The sequence below is a fragment of the Streptomyces sp. CA-106110 genome, assembly GCF_050936285.1.
GTDB lineage: Bacteria > Actinomycetota > Actinomycetes > Streptomycetales > Streptomycetaceae > Streptomyces.
Map to the genome: position 1 here is coordinate 8,017,393 of NZ_JBNJNB010000001.1, position 16,994 is coordinate 8,034,386.

Below are 16,994 nucleotides of genomic sequence, written 5' to 3' on the forward strand. Positions count from 1 at the left end.
GCACCGGTGAACGACCGATACGACGGGTACGCGGGCGGCGACCAGTATGAACTCGTCGGCTACGACGAGTTCGGGCAGCCTGTGTACCAGCAGATCCCTGCCCAGCGGACCCAGCAGGGATACGACCCCTACGGCACGCAGCAGCAGCCCCGGCAGCCCCGGGGCTACACCTACGACCCGTACGGGACCGGTTCGCAGCAGCAGGCCCAGGAGCCGTACCAAACGGGCCGGCAGCAGCAGGTGCCGCCGCAGCAAACGGGCCGGCAGCAGCAGGTGCCGCCGCAGCAAACCGGCAGGCAGCGACCTGTGCCGCCGCAGCAAACCGGCAGGCAGCCGTCCGCCCCCTCGTACGACCCCTATGCCCCGTACGGGAACACCGCCCCCGGCTACGACCCCTACGGGCAGACCGCCGCGAGCGGGCAGCAGCCGCGTGTCACGGAACAGACCGCCTACATCCCGCAGCAGACGGGTCCGGCCGAGCGTGGATCCGGGCACACGGACGGCCCCGCCGGTTTCAGCGGCGGCCCGGACGGCCGAGGGGACACCCCGCCTCGGATGGAGCAGCGCGGTGACCGTGACTACCACACCGAGCAGTTCGCCTTCGTCGAGGAGCCGGACGGCAACTCCGAAGACGTCATCGACTGGCTGCAGTTCACCGAGAACCGCACGGAGCGCCGCGAGGAGGCCAGGCGCCGGGCGCGCAGCCGGATCGTCGGCCTCGTCGTGGTCCTCGCCCTGGTGGCCGTCGGCGGCGTCGGCTACCTCTGGTACGCGGGCAAGCTGCCCGGTACCTCCTCGGACCACAAGTCCGGCAGCACGACGCCGGCCGCCGGCGCCCAGAACCGGGACGTCATCGTCGTCCATCTGCACAACACCAAGGGCGGCGGCACCTCAACCGCGCTGCTCGTCAACAACACCACCATCAAGCAGGGCGCCACCGTCCTGCTGCCCAACTCCCTTGCGCTGACCTCGGACGACGGGAGCACGACCACCCTCGCCAAGTCGGTCGCCGACGACGGCTCCTCCGGCACCGGCGACGCCATCGACTCGGTCCTGGGCACCAAGATCGAGGGCACCTGGCGCCTGGACACCCCGTACCTGAACAACCTCGTCGAGCTCGTCGGCAACATCGAGGTCACCACCGACACGGACGTCCCCGACCCCGATGCCAAGAAGAAGGGCGGCGCCCCCCTCGTGCACAAGGGGGAGGACCAGACCCTCAGCGGCAAGATGGCCGTCGCCTACGCCACGTACCGCGGTCCGGGCGAGTCCCAGGACGCCCAGCTGGCACGGTTCGGCCAGGTCATGCAGGGCGTGCTGCGCAAGCTGTCCTCGGACCCGCAGGCCGCGACGATCACCGTGCAGACGCTCGCCCAGATCCTCGACCCGTCCCTGAACGACAAGGACCTCGGCACCTTCCTCGCCAAACTCGCCGAGCACGCCAAGGACGGCGACTACAAGACCGAACTGCTCCCGGTCCAGTCCGACGGCTCGATCGGCGAGAAGGCCACCGACACCGTGGTGAAGACCCTGCTCGGCGGCACCGTGAAGAGCCCCCAGGCCGGGGACGCCGTCCGGGTCGGCATCAAGAACGCCACCGGTTCCAAGTCGTCGGCCGAGCGGGCGCGGGTCGTCCTCGTCAACGGCGGTTACACCTTCCTCGACGCCGGCACCGGCACCGCCCAGGTCGCCTCCCAGATCATCTACGCCGACGACGGCGACAAGGCGAACGCGATCGAGGTCGCCAAGACGCTGGGTCTGCCGACCAGCTCCGTCAAGAAGGGCAAGATCGCCGGCAGCGCCGACGTCTCGGTCGTCCTCGGCCAGGACTACAAGCCGTCCTCGTGACGCGGGCCACACCCCCGGAGGGCCGGGGGTGTGCTCCGTGTGTGCCCAGCATGGGCGATTGCTTGGGGGTGGAAGTCCCTTGGGGGAAGAGGTGGTGCTAACCCCGAGCCGGAGGCAAGGGCGTCATCGTGAGATGGGGTCTGGAGGAAGCCCGAGGCGAGACCTGGGTACCGAGGAACACGAACCGCGTATGAGGCGTGCTGGTCGGGTGAGCCTGCACGAGAAGGTGAAGCCCGTCACTGCCAAGAAGGCCAGTGCGTAAACGCGGCGGGGATCCAGGGACAGTGATCGTTCTTACCTGGGGAGATCTGTCCGGGTGTCGGTTGTGCTGAAGACGTCGCCGCGCCGACGGGCAGCGCCGGAAGGTGCTGTCTGACCGGGCAGAAGTCAGCAGAGGTCGTAGTACCAGCCGGGATGAGTCGCGGGGCGGCGGGCTGGGAAGGGCCGAACATCGAGTGGAACGGGTGATGTGGTGGTTGCTCGTGCCGGTCACGTGGACCGCAGTAAACCTGCTTCCGCAGGGCCGCAGGGGGAGGAGCCGGTGCATCCGGCAGAGCCCACGGCGGCGCGCAGTGGCCGGTCGGCGCACTCCATGGAAGACGTTCACCGCGAACAGGAGCTGTTCTTGTGGGAGTTGATGCTCTCGAAGGAGAACCTGCTCGCGGCGCTTGGACGTGTCGAGGCGAACCGGGGTGCTCCGGGGGTGGACGGCATGACCACGGCGGAGTTGCGTCCGTGGCTGCTGGTGCACTGGTCAGAGGTCCGGTCCGCTCTTGATGCGGGCATCTACCGGCCCGCGCCGGTCCGTCAGGTGGTCATCCCGAAGCCTGGCGGTGGCGAGCGGATGCTGGGGGTGCTGCGGGTGCTGGACCGCTTGATCCAGCAGGCCATCGCGCAAGTGCTCGTGCCCATTTTCGACCCGGAGTTTTCGGGGTCGTCCTTCGGGTTCCGTCCCGGCCGGTCCGCCCACCAGGCGGTCAGGGTCGCGCGGCGGGCGATTGAGGACGGCCACCGGTGGGTCGTGGACCTTGATCTGGACCGGTTCTTTGACGCATCGTCACACTGCTCCTTGTGCTGATTGTGGGGGTCAGAACAGGCTGTTCTGAGGGGTCGGGGGCTCGATACGCAGGCCTTTTCTGCGTCCGGTGCGGACGTGGACGGCCTTCAGTTCGCCGTGCTTGACACGCTGCAACAGGGTCTGGCGGGAGACGCCGTAGGCGAGGGTGGCCTCGAGCATGGCGAGCCAGCCGTCGGGGGCGTCCTCGACGAATAGGGCACGGAGTTCGTCGGTGAGGCGGATGCGCCAGGGGGCGCCGGGGGTGTCCTGCTCGCCGGCGATGAAGCCGTCGCCCAGCCAGCGATGCAGGGTGGAGGGCGCGAGACCGAGTCGGTCGGCGGCCTGGGCCACGGTGACCAGCTCTCCTTCCTGCGGCTTGTCGCTCTTGGTGTGGCAGGGGATGCCCCAGTGGTGCCGTAGTGATTGGACTCTACTGGCCGTGTATGACAATCCCCGGGCGGTGCGCCGACCTTGGCGGTTGAGGATCCCGGCGATCTGGGCGTCCGGGTAGTGCACCGCCAGGCGGCGGATGAGGTCGACGGTGTCCTCGTCGGTGCGGATCTTCGGCTGCGGTCGGCGGATCGGCACCACCAGTTTGCTGATCGCGCCGCCTTTCCAGCGCATGACTGCCTCGGCGCGCGGGTCGGAGTCGTCGCGGTGGACGGTGAGGGTGACGTCCTCGAGCAGGGTGTGCAGCAGCTGCTTGCGGTCCTTGTCGGTGGTGGTCTCGGCGGTCCAGACCGGGTGGAGGTCGTCGGCGAGGGCGAGCACCGTGGCGCGCTCGGCCGCGGTGAGGGCGGTGGGCCGGCGGCGATCGCGGCGGGCGAGCTCGGCCTCGGCGGCGGCCAGGGCCGTGAGCGTCTTCTCCCAGTCGGCCTCCAGGCCGCGGGCGACCAGGCGGTTGTCCGGGTCGACGGCTCGGTAGCGGCGCTCGGCGCGCAAGGCGTCGTAGCGGGCGCGCTCGACCTCGCGCCGGTATTGGGCAAGCGCCGTGTCGTGGTCGGCTTCGAGTTGGTCGGCAGCCTTGAGGCAGGCTTCCAGGGCGGCGGGGGTGAGCGCGGCCAGGAACGCGGCGGCCACCGCGGCGTCGATGGCCTGCCCGCCGACCTGCAGGTGGCGCGTGCCGCGGCCGTCGACCAGCTGTCCGGATCCGGTGCAGTAGTAGCCGGGGGTGGCCTTGGCAGGGCCCTGGTAGAAGACGGCGAGTTTGCGCCCGCAGATGCCGCAGACGGCCAGGCCCTGCAGCAGCGCGCACCCCTCACGGACCGCGCCGGTGCCGGGCTCGTGACGCCGCGGGCGGGTGTTTGCACTGATTTTCTCCTGGTTGGCCAGGTAGTCCTCCCAGGTGATGAAGCCCTCGTGGTGGTCCTCGATCAGGACCTGCCACTGGTCGCGGGGCAGGACGCGGCGGTGGGTGCGCACGGTGCCGTCGGTGTCGAGGCGGCGTTCGAAGCGGGTGCGGCCGTAGACGTAGGCACCGGCGTAGGCGGGGTGGGTGAGCGTGTTGTGCACCGCGTGGTAGGTCGGCTCGACCCAGACGATCTCGGTGCCGTTGACGTACCCGGTCGGCTGCAGCGGCCACTTCAGGCCCTGCTCGCGCAACCACAGCCACACCCCGCGCGCTGAGCCGCAGGCGGCGAAGTGTTCGAAGACCGCGCGGATCACGCCGACCACGGCCTCGTCGGGATGGAAGAGGATCTCGCCATCGGCTTCGCCCCAGACCAGACCGACGGGAAGGCCGCGTCGCAGTTCCCCGCGGGCGGCCTTGTTGCGCACCCCGCCGTCGAGGCGGGCCCGCAGAATGTGCAGCTCAGCTTCGGCCATGGTCCCCTTCATGCCCAGCACGAGGCGGTCGTCGAACCGACGCGGGTGGTAGACGCCGTCCGCGTCGGCGACCAGCGTGTCGGTCATCGCCGCGAGGTCGAGCAGCCGGTACCAGTCCGCATTATTGCGGGCCAGCCGGCTCACCTCGAGCGCGAGGATGATCCCGACCTGGCCCAGGCCGACCCGGGCGGCCAGCCCGGCGAACCCGGACCGCCCCAGGGCACTGGCGCCGGAGATGCCCTGGTCCTCATCGACGACGCTGACCTGCGCACGGGACCACCCGAGCGCCACCGCACGCTGGCCCAGATCGTACTGGCGGGCCGTGGACTCCCTGTTGCGTTCCAACTGAAGCAGAGTGGACTGGCGCACGTAGACGATCGCCGCTCTTTGTCGATGGGACGCGGTGACTTTACTGTGCTCACTCATCGTCAGCCTCCGTTCGGCGTGCGGCGGTCATCTTGGCGATGAGATGGGCCAGCTGGGTGACGGCCTCTTGCAGCTGGGGCTGCGGGAGTCGGCCGATCACTTGGTTCTGCGGCGGGGATACCTGCTCGGGGAGCAGACTGAGTTGGACAGGCTGCACGGTCGTCCTCCTTGCACGGTGACTGCCGTGCAGCCTGCTCCCGCCCAGCGATCGCCCGGGCGAGAAGCGAGGAAACCAGCCCGTGCGCCTCCAACAGCTTGACCGACGAGGCAAGTTGCCTGATGCGATCGTCTCCGGCGCCGGTGGCTTCTTCCCTGTCCTGAGGGAAGTCAGTCCAGGCGGCCGGGATGAGCGACTTGCTCCCGTCCGGCAGGACCAGCAGCAGCTCCAGCCGTCCCCGGCAGTGCATCTGGCCGAGTACCTGAAGGCTGCGGCCCTTGAGCGGGTGGTGGTCCCTGACCACCTGCACGGACCTCACCGCGCACCACCGTCTCGCAAGGGCAGAGCGACCTCCGCACAGCCGCCGGCGCGCAGCACGGCGCGGGCCACCAGTACCACGGTGGGTGCGTCCACGCTGGTCAACACGGTGCCCAGGTCAACGGGGACGCCCTCGACCAGGCTCGCGCACAGCCGCAGCACCTGGCCCTCGCCGGTGGAGCAGGCCAGCCGCCCGCGCTTCAGACAGGCTGCCACCCGCGACCAGTCGACGAACGCCATCGGCGTCCCGTCCGCAGCAGGGACGATCTCGACGAAGTCCGCGATGAAGTCGTCGCGGCGCAGCCACCGTTCCTGGCCAATCAGCAACTCGACGGCCGCCACCGCGCAGTACAACCCCGCGGCCCCAGCGCGCAACGCGGCCGCGAGGTCCTCGATGCGGGTAGTAAGTCCGGGCTTCGTTCGACCGCGTCCAGCATGACGTCCTGATGGCGCGGGTGGCGCGCAAGGTCGGTGACCGCAGGGTCTTGAGACTGATCCGCAGGTATCTGGAAGCCGGGATCATGGTGGACGGCGTGAAGATGCCGAGCGCGGAGGGAACCCCGCAAGGATCCCCGCTCTCGCCCGTCTTGTCGAACATCATGCTCGACGACCTGGACCGGGAACTGTTCAGGCGCGGTCACCGGTTCGTGCGTTACGCCGATGACGTGCGTGTCTTCGTGCGGAGCGAACGGGCCGCTCACAGGGTGCTCGACTCGGTCACGGCCGTGGTCGAGCAGCGGCTGAAACTGAAGGTCAACTGGGAGAAGTCGAAGGTAGTCCCAGCCTCCGTCGCGACGTTGCTGGGGTTCGGCTTCTACTTCACCCGGAGCGGGGTGAAGATCCGGATCGATCCGAGGGCGCTGGCGCGCTGGAAGACGAAGATCCGGGAGCTGACCTCGCGGCGGTGGAGCATCGCGATGGACGAACGTATCGCGATGCTCAACCGCTTCATGACCGGATGGATGGGCTACTTCCAGCTCTCGGACGCCTCCAGGCCGTTCCGGGATCTGGACGAGTGGCTCCGCCGCAGGATGCGGCAGATCCGCTGGAAGGAGTGGAAGATCCCCCGGACCCGCCGGGCGAACCTGCGCAGGCTCGGAATCAGCGAGTCGTTCTCCCACCAGTGGGGGAACAGCAGCAAGGCTTACTGGCGGATCGCGGGCTCTCCCGTCCTCCAGCGGGCACTGCCCAACGCCTACTGGGACGACCTCGGTCTGCTCACACTCAAGCCGACCTGGCAACGACTGAGATCAGCTCGATGAACCGCCGGATGCGTGACCCGCATGTCCGGTGGTGTGGGAGGAGGGCCGGGCGACCCGGCCCTCCTACCCGATTAATCACGTGGGGTGTCGTCAGCGGTCCGTGAGACCCTTGAGGTATCACTGACCGCCGAAGGAAAGCCTCGTAGTGACCGCAACGGACCGTTCTCTCGAGCTCATCACCGCCGCCGCCCAGGCGGCCGCCGACAAGCTCGCGCACGACATCATCGCCTACGACGTCAGCGACGTGCTGTCGATCACGGACGCGTTCCTGCTCGCGTCCGCGCCCAACGACCGCCAGGTCAAGTCGATCGTCGACGAGATCGAGGAGCGGCTGAACAAGGAGCTCGGCGCCAAACCGGTGCGCCGGGAGGGCGACCGCGAGGCCCGCTGGGTGCTGCTGGACTACGTCGACATCGTGGTGCACGTCCAGCACAGCGAGGAGCGCGTCTTCTACGCCCTGGAGCGGCTGTGGAAGGACTGCCCCGAGCTCGAGCTGCCCGCGGACGCCAAGGCCACCCGGGGCAAGGCCGCCGAGCACGCCCGGCTGCAGGCCGCCGAGGACGCCGCCGAGCTCAATGCCGATCTGGGCGGGGAGCTGCGGTGACGGCCCGGGGCGCCGGCACCGGCGAGAAGGGCCGGGGCCGCCGGGTCATTCTGTGGCGGCACGGCCAGACGCCGTGGAACGTGGAGCGCCGCTTCCAGGGCTCCACTGACGTCGAGCTGACCGAGACCGGCATCGGTCAGGCCCGCCGCTCCGCCCGTCTGCTGGCGTCCCTCAAGCCGCACGCCATCGTCGCCTCCGACCTCAAGCGCGCCGCCCACACGGCCGCCGAGCTGGCAGCGCTCACCGGCCTCGAGGTCACCCTGGACGAGGCTCTGCGCGAGACCTACGCGGGCGTCTGGCAGGGGCTGACCCACGAGGAGATCATCGTCCGGTACGGCGAGGAGTACGCCGCCTGGAAGCGCGGTGAGCCCGTCCGCCGCGGTGGTGGCGAACTGGAGACCGAGGTGGCCGACCGCGCCGCCCCGGTCGTCCTGCGGCACACCGAGAAGCTCCCCGAGGACGGCACTCTCGTGGTGGTCAGCCACGGCGGCACGATCCGCACCACCATCGGCCGGCTGCTGGGCCTCGAAGCCCGCCACTGGGAGAGCCTCGGCGGTCTCTCCAACTGCTGCTGGTCCGTGCTCGGCGAAGGCGTACGCGGCTGGCGCCTTCTGGAGCACAACGCGGGCACGCTGCCGGAGCCGGTCCTCGGCGACGACGACTGACGCCTCCTCACCGCCACCGGGGCCCGGATTTCACTTTCCGGCAGCTCACAGGCTAAAGTTCTTCTTGTTCGCCCCGCCGGGCGGGAAGAACGCAAGGGGCTATAGCTCAGTTGGTAGAGCGCCTGCATGGCATGCAGGAGGTCAGGAGTTCAATTCTCCTTAGCTCCACGGATCGACACTTCGAGTCATCGAAGATCGATAGAGAATCCCGTCCAGTGGGCGGGATTTTTTCATGCCCTGTGTTTCACCTCACACCACGATCTGGCGCTTCGGCATCGTCGGGACGGGATGTGCGCGGCCGCTTCGCCCGCTGCGGACTGGCCGGGAACGCGGGGGAGTTGCTCGCCTTCGGCCTCGTGCCGGCGGCTGGTTCGGCCGCGATGCCCCCGCATGCGCTCGTTCCTGATGCAGTGTCACTTCACGATGGGGCGCGAACGAGGGTGCTTGGCGCCGGTCGCTGCAACGGGGCGTCCGGTCGCGATCTGCCCGCCCCGGAGCTGCCGTCCCGCTGCCCACCGGGCGCTCGTGCGCGGCCCGGGGAGGACTGCCCGCTGTGGCTCCGGCGCTGTCCCGCGGGAGCCGCGTCACCCGGCTCGGCCCGCCGGCCGGGGCTCGCGGCCCTCGGGCCGATTCTTCTCGAATGGGCTTGAGTCACTTGGGGCCCTCGGGGCGTATACCTCTTCGGATGCGCCCCTCGTGTGCATGGCCGCGACGGCCACGCTGGGCGCCGTGTCCGGACTGGTACGAATGCGTCGCTGACCGTATTGGCCCGGCCGTGGCAGAATCAAACGGCCGGAAGGGGGTGCGGCCCGACGGGAGGGAGTAGCGATGCCTGCGAGCATCCGCGGGGAGGTCCACGATCTCCTCGCAGTTGCGGTGACACGTCGGACAGCCACCCTCCTCGACTGCCCTTCCTGCGGCTCGTCCCACGTCGCACAGGTCCTCGGCGACAACGGCGGCGTCTCCTACGTGTGCACGGCCTGCGGCCACAGCTGGAGCTGATTGATGGGTGCACACAGGCGGAAGTGCGACTGGTGCGGCAGTGGCACGCCGATCGTCCGCGACATGGAACCGGTCAATCCGGACTACCAGTACTGGTGCGAGGAATGCGCGCGGGCGCTGATCATAAAAGGCGACCCGATCGAGACCTATCGGGAACTGGAGGGGGAGCCGATCTACGGCCGCCTCCTGGATGAGCACTGCACGCTCAAACGCTTCTATTCGTTCGCCACGGCCTGACGGGCGGAAGCGGGCCCGGACCGGTGACGTCGGCCGTCCGGGAGCGGCGTCAGCCCGTGTATCCGTGCGGGTGGGCCCGTAACCGCACGGACGGAAACGATTTGGTGTTCCACCCGGTGGACCGTGTAATGTTGGCGTCGCCGCCGGGGAAACCGGGCGACACGGTCAACATGCGGCTCCGCCGCGTGGCCGCGAGGGGCTATAGCTCAGTTGGTAGAGCGCCTGCATGGCATGCAGGAGGTCAGGAGTTCAATTCTCCTTAGCTCCACAAGACTTGAAGGCGGTCCATCCGATCGGATGGACCGCCTTCGGCGTGTGTGGGGCCCGTTCCGGGCGTCGAGGATCCACGGGCCGCCCCGCCCGGGGGGCCCGTGGTCCGCGGTTCAGCGGCCGAGGGCGCGGCGTCCGCGGCCCTGCGACAGCACCGGCAGGTTGTTGCGCGCGGGCGCGCCGGAGCGGGTGTCCTCCTCGATCCGCAGCGCGAGCGCCGGGCAGCGGCGCACGGCCCGCAGCGCCTTCGCCTCCGCGTACCGGGGCACGGGCGCCTGGGCGACCGTGGGGAAGCCGTCGGCGCCCAGTTCGAAGACCTCCGGGAGGATGTCCGCGCACAGGCCATGGCCGCGGCACAGCGTCCAGTCGACGAAGATCTTCTGCCGGCTGGCACCCGCCTCGGGCTCGGCCTGGCCACCGCCCGCGATGCCTGTGGGTGCCCTGCCGCCCTCGAAGAGCGGCAGCACGCCCTCCACGGGCCTGCCGCAGCCGTTGCCGAGGACATGGGCGGCCAGGTCGTCGGTGAAGGCCTTGATGGTCGATTCCAGGAACATCGCCGAGCCGTCCGGGTGCGAGCACGCACCGCGCCTCTTCACGGCCTTGGCGACCTGCTTCAGGGCTTCCAGGGCGGCCGGACCGCCGCCGTTCAGGATGTCCTCCATGCCGCGGGCCGCGGCGGGCAGACCGAGGTAGCAGGGCCCGCACTGGCCCGCGCTCTCCTCGGCCAGCCACTTGGCCACCTGCAGGGATTCACCCAGCGGGCAGGTCTCCTGGCTGATGGGCAGGATCGCGCCGGCGCCGAGCGAGCCGCCGACCGCGTCGAGGGAGTTGCGCGAGACGATCGCCTCGTTGACCGTCGCGGCGTCGATCCACTTGCCGTGGTAGCCGCCGGTCAGGACGCCCTGCGGGGCCGGCGGGGCACCGGCAAGCTGGAGCACGTACCGCAGCGGCACACCCGTCGGCACCTCGATCACCATGGGGCGGTTGACCGCGCCCGAGACGGTGAGCATGACGGTGCCCGGCTCGTCGTACAGACCGGTGTTGCAGTAGCGCTCGGCGCCGATGCGCGCGGCGATGGCCAGCTGGGCGAACGTCTCGGCGTTCGACAGCAGTGTGGGCGCGCCGCCGACGCCGCTCTGCGAGGCGCTGGTCTTGCGGCCCGGCGGGATGGCCGGACCGCCGTCGATGGAGCGGATCAGCGACGCGGCGGCGCCGGTGACCATCCGCACCGGATTGCGCTGCACGCGCGCGCGTATGGGCGCGCCGCGCCGGTCGCTCAGCCCGCGCTCGGCCAGCGCCTGCTCCATCGAGCGCTCGGTGGAGGCCCGCGTCACCCCGACCACGAGCGTCCGCGCGCCGAGGGCCTCGGCGACCAGCAGGGCACCGTCCAGGATCAAGTGCGGGGCACGGTTGATCAGCACCGTGTCCTTGCGGCAGGCCGGCTCGTCCTCGCTGCCGTTGACGACGACCACCGGCCGGATACCGCGGCGGATCGCCGACTCGGCGACCGACCGCAGTTTCTTGTGGAAGGGGAAGCCGGCGCCGCCACGCCCCTTCAAGGAGGTCTGCTCGGCCAGCTGTGCGAGCTGTTCGCCGCCCATCGGCTCGAGCGGGCCGTGCACCTTGAGGTGCATGGGCAGGTCGAGTCGCTCGACAAGGTCGAAGCCCGACGTGAGCTGCGGAAGTCCGACCACGCGGACTTCTGGGACGTCGGGCAGGGCCTCGTTCACTAAAAGCCTCCGGAAGGCGCGTTCCAGGGTTCGCCGGTACTCGGCGTGTCGTAGGCGCCGGGCAACGTCTCAGTGGCGGGACCGCTGTTGTACGTGTTATTCGTGTTGTACGTGCCGTAGGGGCTGTTCGTCTCACTCGTGTCGTACATCTCACCCCCGCCGTACCCGTTGTAGCCGGAATTGCCATAGGCCGGGATGTTGTACCCGGTGTCCTGAAGCGGGTCGTACGCGGAGGGGGGCGCCTCGCCGACGGGCGGCGGAGAGGGGATCGGCCAGCTGCCCGAGGTGCTGCCGGTGCCGTCCATCCGCGGCATCGCCTGCGTGGGCTGCATGTCCGTCTGCGGGTTCATGCGCTGCGTCGGGTTGGGCGTGACCGGGCCCTGGGCGCGCGGGGTGGCCGACATGGCGCGGTAGGCGGCCGCGAAGCCGTTTCCGGGCTCGGGGGTCATGGTGCGGGCCGGAGGGGCGTCGTAGAGGGGCGCGGAGGGCTGCTGGGGGATCAGTCCGCTGTCGGCGCCGGCGCGGCCCGCTGAGCGCGCTCCGAAGCCCGCCAGGGCGGCAGCCGCCTCCGCGTTGCGGGCGCGGCTGGCGTCCAGTCCGTCGCGTCCGGGCCTGTCGTCGGTTCCGACGATCGCGAAGATCCGGTCGGCCACCTTCCGCTTGACCGGGCGAGGCGCCGCGCGCAGGGCCAGTGCCGCCATGACGCCGAGCAGGCAGAGCTCGTACGACACCGTGAAGAAAGGCTTCGCCGCGCGTCCCGCGTACAGGCCGTGGATCAGCGCGGCGCACCAGGACGGGTAGGCCAGCATGTGCATCGCCCGCCAGCGGGCCGCGACGGGCGCCGGGGACGCGAAGGCACCGCGCAACGCGCCGGTCACCCCCACGAAGATCATGAGCAGGCCGGCCAGGGAGCCGAGGCCGATGAGTCCGGCGGAGCCGCTGACGCCGAGGCTGAAGGGGATCAGTGCGCCGATCAGCACGGTGTGGTCGAGTGCCAGTTTGACGGTGATGTGCACCAGGAGGAACGCGATCGAGGCGACTGCGGTCGTCCGGTGCACGGCCTGGGCGACGAGCCGTTGACGGATGTTGAGGAAGATCCGGTCCTGGGCGACGAGCCCCCAGATCACCGAGCAGCTGAGCGAGACGAGCGAGAGGACGCCCGCTCCGAAGTTGAGGAAGTCACGGACTGCGTTTCCGCCGGCAAGCACGATCACTGGTATCAGCAGCAGTACGACAGCCGTCGCCATGCCGTAGGCCGAGCGGCCCGGCTTGGGGAGCGAGCTGTTACTACGAGGAGGGTTCATGGGGGCAACTCCGAACAGTTTCGGGAAGGCGGTCCCGCTGCCGCACTCTAAGGGGCTCCAAACCGGGCAGTACGTGGTTTGAGTTATTGCGTTGTTATCAAAGGGCAACGGGGTGGTACCGATGTCCGATTAGCTGTCGTTACGCGAAGTAACATTTGAACCTTGTTCAGCCTTTCGTGGCCTTCACAACTCGACCGTCGGTGACTGAGTACGGCTGGGTCCCGTGTTGGGTTCACTGCGGTCCGCTACCGGGGGTGCCGCCGGGAAGCCCGTCGCGGTGCGCTCGGGCGCTGGGGTACCCTGACGCCATGCGTGCCGTACGCCTTCTGCTTAGCGGGCCGCGCTGATCAGTCCCGACCGCCGGACGTAACGGATGGTCGGAATCGGCGCGGCGTCCCCTCCTGTGCGAGGGGCTTTTTCATTTCCGCCGGCAGAGACGATCGATGGAGCTTTGAGGATCATGAGCGAGACGAACCCCGCTGTCGCCGCTGCCGTATCGGCGGAGACCGCGCCGCACCGCTACACGGCTGCCATGGCGGCCGAGATCGAGGCACGCTGGCAGGACTTCTGGGACGCCGACGGCACCTACGAGGCGCCGAACCCGAAGGGCGACCTGGCCGGCGACCCGGAGCTGGCCGCCAGGCCCAAGAAGTTCATCATGGACATGTTCCCGTACCCCTCCGGTGCGGGTCTGCACGTCGGTCACCCCCTGGGCTACATCGCCACCGATGTGTTCGCCCGGTTCCAGCGCATGACCGGCCACAACGTCCTGCACACCCTGGGCTTCGACGCCTTCGGCCTGCCCGCCGAGCAGTACGCCGTGCAGACCGGCACGCACCCGCGCGTGTCCACCGAGGCCAACATGGAGAACATGAAGGTCCAGCTGCGCCGGTTGGGCCTGGGCCACGACAAGCGCCGGTCGTTCGCCACGATCGACCCGGACTACTACAAGTGGACGCAGTGGATCTTCCTGCAGATCTTCAACTCCTGGTACGACGACGAGGCGCGCAAGGCCCGTCCGATCGCCGAGCTGATCGCCCAGTTCGAGTCCGGTGAGCGCGGCGTCCCGGGCACCACGCGCGCGTGGAACGAGCTGAGCGTCGCCGAGCGCGCCAACGTCCTGGGCGAGTTCCGCCTGGCCTACGCCTCCGACGCGCCCGTCAACTGGTGCCCCGGCCTGGGCACCGTCCTGGCGAACGAGGAGGTCACCGCCGACGGCCGCTCCGAGCGCGGGAACTTCCCCGTCTTCAAGGCCAAGCTGCGCCAGTGGAACATGCGCATCACCGCGTACGCCGACCGGCTGCTGGAGGACCTGGAGGAGCTGGACTGGCCGGAGGCCATCAAGCTGCAGCAGCGCAACTGGATCGGCCGCTCCGAGGGCGCCCGTGTCGACTTCGCGATCGACGGCGAAGCGATCACGATCTTCACCACGCGCCAGGACACCCTGTTCGGCTCCACCTACATGGTGCTGGCGCCCGAGCACCCGCTGGTCGACAAGTTCACCCCGGAGGCCTGGCCCGAGGGCACCCATGAGGTGTGGACCGGCGGTCACGCCACGCCCGCCGAGGCCGTCGCCGCCTACCGCGCCCAGGCCGCCTCCAAGTCCGACGTCGAACGTCAGGCCGAGGCCAAGGACAAGACCGGCGTCTTCACGGGCGCGTACGCCACCAACCCCGTCAACGGCCAGAAGGTCCCGGTCTTCATCGCCGACTACGTCCTGATGGGCTACGGCACCGGCGCGATCATGGCCGTCCCCGCGCACGACACCCGCGACTTCGCCTTCGCCCGGGCCTTCGAGCTGCCGATCCGCTGTGTCGTGGAGCCGACCGACGGTCGCGGCACCGACCCCTCGACCTGGGAGGACGCCTTCGTCTCGTACGACGCGAAGATCGTCAACTCCTCCGGGGAGGTCGTCTCGCTGGACGGTCTGAACGTCGCCGAGGCCAAGGCGCGGATCACCGAGTGGCTGGCGCGCAAGGGCATCGGCGAGGGCACCGTGAACTTCCGCCTGCGTGACTGGCTGTTCAGCCGCCAGCGCTACTGGGGCGAGCCCTTCCCGATCGTCTACGACGAGGACGGCGTCGCCCACGCGCTGCCCGAGTCGATGCTGCCGCTGGAGCTGCCGGAGGTCGAGGACTACTCGCCGCGCACCTTCGACCCGGACGACGCGGACACCCAGCCCGAGACCCCGCTGTCGCGCAACGAGGAATGGGTCAACGTCACCCTGGACCTGGGCGACGGGCCGAAGAAGTACCGCCGCGAGACCAACACCATGCCCAACTGGGCCGGTTCGTGCTGGTACGAGCTGCGCTACCTGGACCCGCACAACGACCAGAAGCTGGTCGACCCGGACATCGAGCGCTACTGGATGGGCCCCCGCGAGGGCATGCCGCACGGTGGAGTCGACCTGTACGTCGGCGGCGCCGAGCACGCGGTGCTGCACCTGCTGTACGCGCGGTTCTGGTCGAAGGTCCTGTACGACCTGGGGTACGTCTCCTCGGCTGAGCCGTTCCACAAGCTGTTCAACCAGGGCATGATCCAGGCCTACGTCTACCGCGACAGCCGCGGCATCGCGGTTCCGGCCGCCGAGGTGGAGGAGCGCGACGGCGCGTACTACTACCAGGGCGAGAAGGTCAGCCGACTGCTGGGCAAGATGGGCAAGTCCCTGAAGAACGCGGTCACTCCGGACGAGATCTGCGCCGAGTACGGGGCCGACACGCTGCGCCTGTACGAGATGGCGATGGGTCCGCTGGACGTGTCGCGGCCGTGGGACACGCGCGCGGTGGTCGGTCAGTTCCGGCTGCTGCAGCGGCTGTGGCGCAACGTGGTGGACGAGACGTCCGGTGAGGTCACCGTCGTCGACGCGGAGCCCGACGAGGACACCCTGCGGGCGCTGCACAAGGCGATCGACGGAGTGCGCCAGGACCTGGAGGGTCTGCGGTTCAACACCGCCATCGCCAAGATCACCGAGCTGAACAACCACCTGACCAAGACGCAGGGAGCGGTGCCGCACTCGGTCGCCGAGGCCCTGGTGCTGCTGATCGCGCCGCTGGCCCCACACATCGCCGAGGAAGTGTGGCGCCGGCTGGGCCACACCGACTCGGTCGTCCACCGGGACTTCCCGGTCGCCGACCCGGCGTACGTCGTGGACGAGACCGTGACCTGCGTCGTCCAGATCAAGGGCAAGGTCAAGGCACGGCTGGAGGTTCCCCCCTCGATCTCCGAGGAGGAGCTGGAGAAGGTGGCGCTGGCCGACGAGAAGGTGGTCGCCGCGCTGGACGGCGCCGGGATCCGCAAGGTGATCGTGCGCGCGCCGAAGCTGGTCAACATCGTCACCGCCTGACGGCCGCGGTCGGCCGAAGGGCCCGGTCCGGGCCCTCTTCCGCTCCGTCCCGGCCGCCGGGACGCGGACAGCGCCGAACGGTTCCGCCATATCGGGGTACTTCCCTACGGGCGGGTTCGGGGTTCTTCCGGAACCCCGAACCCGCCCTTTGCGTTTACCGTGAAAGAGGCGCAGCAGCCACTGCCGGCCGGAGGAGGAGCGACGTGGAATCCGTGTTGACCGTCATCGTGCTCCTGTTCGTGCTGTGCGTCGTGCTCGGGGTCTACGCGACGGTGAAGGCGATCGGCGCGGCCAAACGCGGTGTCGACCGTACGATCGCGCAGGCCCGCCGCACGGTCGAGGACACCGCTCTGCGCGCCAGGACACTTGCGCAGATCGGACCGGCGGGCGAGGTCGCCGGGCTCAGGCTGACACTGCGCACCTCGATGCGTGCCACACAGGACGCGCTGCAGGCGGGTGCCGTCGACGACGCGTCGCTGAAGGAGTCGCTGCACCTCTTCCACCGCCTCAGCATGTACGGGCAGGAACTGGACGCCGAGCTCAAGCGCCTGGAGACCGATCCGGACCGGCGGGCGCTGGCCTCCCGGCTGCCCGGACTGCGCGAGCGCACCGAGCGGATCACACACTCCGCGGACTCGCTGCGGTGGGCGGCACACGACCGGGCACGCCGGTTCGCGGACGACGACCTCGACGCGCTGAGCGCGCAGATCGACGTGGAGGCCGGCGCCCTGCGGCACTGGACCAAGGAGCAGCCGACGCCGCCCGCCGTGACCTGGCCCGAGGCACCGGACCCCGGGGTCGCGGCCGACGGCGGCCAGACCTGGCCGGAGACACCTGAGTCCCGTGCGGTGCGAGGGCAGGCCCGGCCCGCCGTCGGGTCGTCCGGACAGCGTGCGGCATACCCCTGGCAGAAGAAGCCGCGCCCCGAGAGCACCCGGTGATCCGGT

At 69.7% G+C, this 16,994-nt stretch carries 14 protein-coding genes, 2 tRNA genes and 2 pseudogenes; 12 read left to right on the top strand and 6 right to left on the bottom strand.

The genetic code is table 11. The annotated features are described in order from the left end of the window. Positions 1-6 precede the first annotated feature (6 nt). Positions 7-1,848: a LytR C-terminal domain-containing protein gene (locus tag ACQEXA_RS36910; RefSeq protein WP_433132223.1), complete on the top strand. Its 1,842-nt coding sequence runs from the start codon at positions 7-9 to the stop codon at positions 1,846-1,848. 541 nt (positions 1,849-2,389) lie between these two features. Next, a complete protein-coding gene (locus ACQEXA_RS36915; protein WP_433132225.1) occupies positions 2,390-2,926 on the top strand; it encodes a reverse transcriptase domain-containing protein in 537 nt (178 codons plus the stop codon). 9 nt (positions 2,927-2,935) lie between these two features. On the opposite strand, the gene ACQEXA_RS36920 is transcribed toward ACQEXA_RS36915, so the two are convergent. From ACQEXA_RS36920 to ACQEXA_RS36935, 4 genes and pseudogenes are all read right to left on the bottom strand, one after another. Continuing rightward, on the bottom strand, positions 2,936-5,155 hold the full coding sequence (locus ACQEXA_RS36920) for a recombinase family protein (protein ID WP_433129891.1): 2,220 nt from the start codon (positions 5,153-5,155) through the stop codon (positions 2,936-2,938). After that, a complete protein-coding gene (locus ACQEXA_RS36925) occupies positions 5,148-5,312 on the bottom strand; it encodes a hypothetical protein (protein ID WP_359412609.1) in 165 nt (54 codons plus the stop codon). The genes ACQEXA_RS36920 and ACQEXA_RS36925 overlap by 8 nt, the downstream gene beginning before the upstream one ends. 163 nt (positions 5,313-5,475) lie before the next feature. Then, positions 5,476-5,631, bottom strand: a pseudogene (locus ACQEXA_RS36930) (DUF5372 family protein); the annotation flags it as partial. Then, positions 5,628-6,005: a hypothetical protein gene (locus ACQEXA_RS36935; protein ID WP_359412606.1), complete on the bottom strand. Its 378-nt coding sequence runs from the start codon at positions 6,003-6,005 to the stop codon at positions 5,628-5,630. The pseudogene ACQEXA_RS36930 and the gene ACQEXA_RS36935, both read right to left, overlap by 4 nt. Before the next feature lie 50 nt (positions 6,006-6,055). Here ACQEXA_RS36935 and ACQEXA_RS36940 point away from each other — a divergent pair. The 8 genes and pseudogenes from ACQEXA_RS36940 to ACQEXA_RS36975 all read left to right on the top strand — a co-directional run. Continuing rightward, positions 6,056-6,427, top strand: a pseudogene (locus ACQEXA_RS36940) (reverse transcriptase domain-containing protein); the annotation flags it as partial. 36 nt (positions 6,428-6,463) lie between these two features. Further along, the gene (locus tag ACQEXA_RS36945) at positions 6,464-6,892 is read left to right on the top strand and encodes a group II intron maturase-specific domain-containing protein (protein WP_433134703.1); all 429 of its coding nucleotides are present in this window, start codon (positions 6,464-6,466) and stop codon (positions 6,890-6,892) included. Positions 6,893-7,037: 145 nt separating this feature from the next. After that, on the top strand, positions 7,038-7,496 hold the full coding sequence (rsfS, locus tag ACQEXA_RS36950) for a ribosome silencing factor (protein WP_432927577.1): 459 nt from the start codon (positions 7,038-7,040) through the stop codon (positions 7,494-7,496). After that, positions 7,493-8,161 (top strand): histidine phosphatase family protein, encoded by a 669-nt coding sequence (locus ACQEXA_RS36955; RefSeq protein ID WP_432927575.1) that lies wholly within the window; start codon positions 7,493-7,495, stop codon positions 8,159-8,161. The genes rsfS and ACQEXA_RS36955 overlap by 4 nt, the downstream gene beginning before the upstream one ends. A gap of 95 nt (positions 8,162-8,256) precedes the next feature. After that, positions 8,257-8,329: transfer RNA gene (locus tag ACQEXA_RS36960), tRNA-Ala, on the top strand. Positions 8,330-8,989: 660 nt separating this feature from the next. After that, positions 8,990-9,163 carry a hypothetical protein gene (locus tag ACQEXA_RS36965; RefSeq protein WP_359391025.1) on the top strand — a complete coding sequence of 58 codons (174 nt, stop codon included), beginning with the start codon at positions 8,990-8,992 and terminating at the stop codon, positions 9,161-9,163. A 3-nt stretch (positions 9,164-9,166) separates the two neighbouring features. After that, positions 9,167-9,400 (top strand): hypothetical protein, encoded by a 234-nt coding sequence (locus ACQEXA_RS36970; protein WP_016643127.1) that lies wholly within the window; start codon positions 9,167-9,169, stop codon positions 9,398-9,400. A gap of 195 nt (positions 9,401-9,595) precedes the next feature. Continuing rightward, a tRNA-Ala gene (locus tag ACQEXA_RS36975) sits at positions 9,596-9,668 on the top strand. 115 nt (positions 9,669-9,783) lie between these two features. Here the strand turns inward: ACQEXA_RS36975 and ACQEXA_RS36980 are convergent. Together ACQEXA_RS36980 and ACQEXA_RS36985 are read right to left on the bottom strand one after the other, a co-directional pair. Then, positions 9,784-11,400 (bottom strand): NADH-ubiquinone oxidoreductase-F iron-sulfur binding region domain-containing protein, encoded by a 1,617-nt coding sequence (locus ACQEXA_RS36980; RefSeq protein ID WP_432927572.1) that lies wholly within the window; start codon positions 11,398-11,400, stop codon positions 9,784-9,786. Continuing rightward, entirely contained in the window at positions 11,400-12,704 is a 1,305-nt protein-coding gene (locus ACQEXA_RS36985; RefSeq protein WP_433132227.1) for a cytochrome b/b6 domain-containing protein, read from the bottom strand. The genes ACQEXA_RS36980 and ACQEXA_RS36985 overlap by 1 nt, the downstream gene beginning before the upstream one ends. A 460-nt stretch (positions 12,705-13,164) precedes the next feature. On the opposite strand from ACQEXA_RS36985, the gene leuS reads away from it, so the two are divergent. After that, positions 13,165-16,047, top strand: coding sequence for a leucine--tRNA ligase (gene leuS, locus ACQEXA_RS36990; protein ID WP_432927568.1), 2,883 nt, complete (start codon positions 13,165-13,167; stop codon positions 16,045-16,047). 203 nt (positions 16,048-16,250) lie between these two features. Next, entirely contained in the window at positions 16,251-16,988 is a 738-nt protein-coding gene (locus tag ACQEXA_RS36995) for a hypothetical protein (RefSeq protein WP_432927566.1), read from the top strand. The last annotated feature ends 6 nt before the right edge of the window (positions 16,989-16,994 follow it).

What these genes read in the sequence shown, in the direction of transcription:
- leuS (WP_432927568.1), top strand. Translation starts at nt 13,165, where the DNA reads ATGAGCGAGACGAACCCCGCTGTCGCCGCTGCCGTATCGGCGGAGACC.
- ACQEXA_RS36985 (WP_433132227.1), bottom strand. Translation starts at nt 12,704, where the DNA reads ATGAACCCTCCTCGTAGTAACAGCTCGCTCCCCAAGCCGGGCCGCTCG.
- ACQEXA_RS36965 (WP_359391025.1), top strand. Translation starts at nt 8,990, where the DNA reads ATGCCTGCGAGCATCCGCGGGGAGGTCCACGATCTCCTCGCAGTTGCG.
- ACQEXA_RS36970 (WP_016643127.1), top strand. Translation starts at nt 9,167, where the DNA reads ATGGGTGCACACAGGCGGAAGTGCGACTGGTGCGGCAGTGGCACGCCG.
- ACQEXA_RS36920 (WP_433129891.1), bottom strand. Translation starts at nt 5,155, where the DNA reads ATGAGTGAGCACAGTAAAGTCACCGCGTCCCATCGACAAAGAGCGGCG.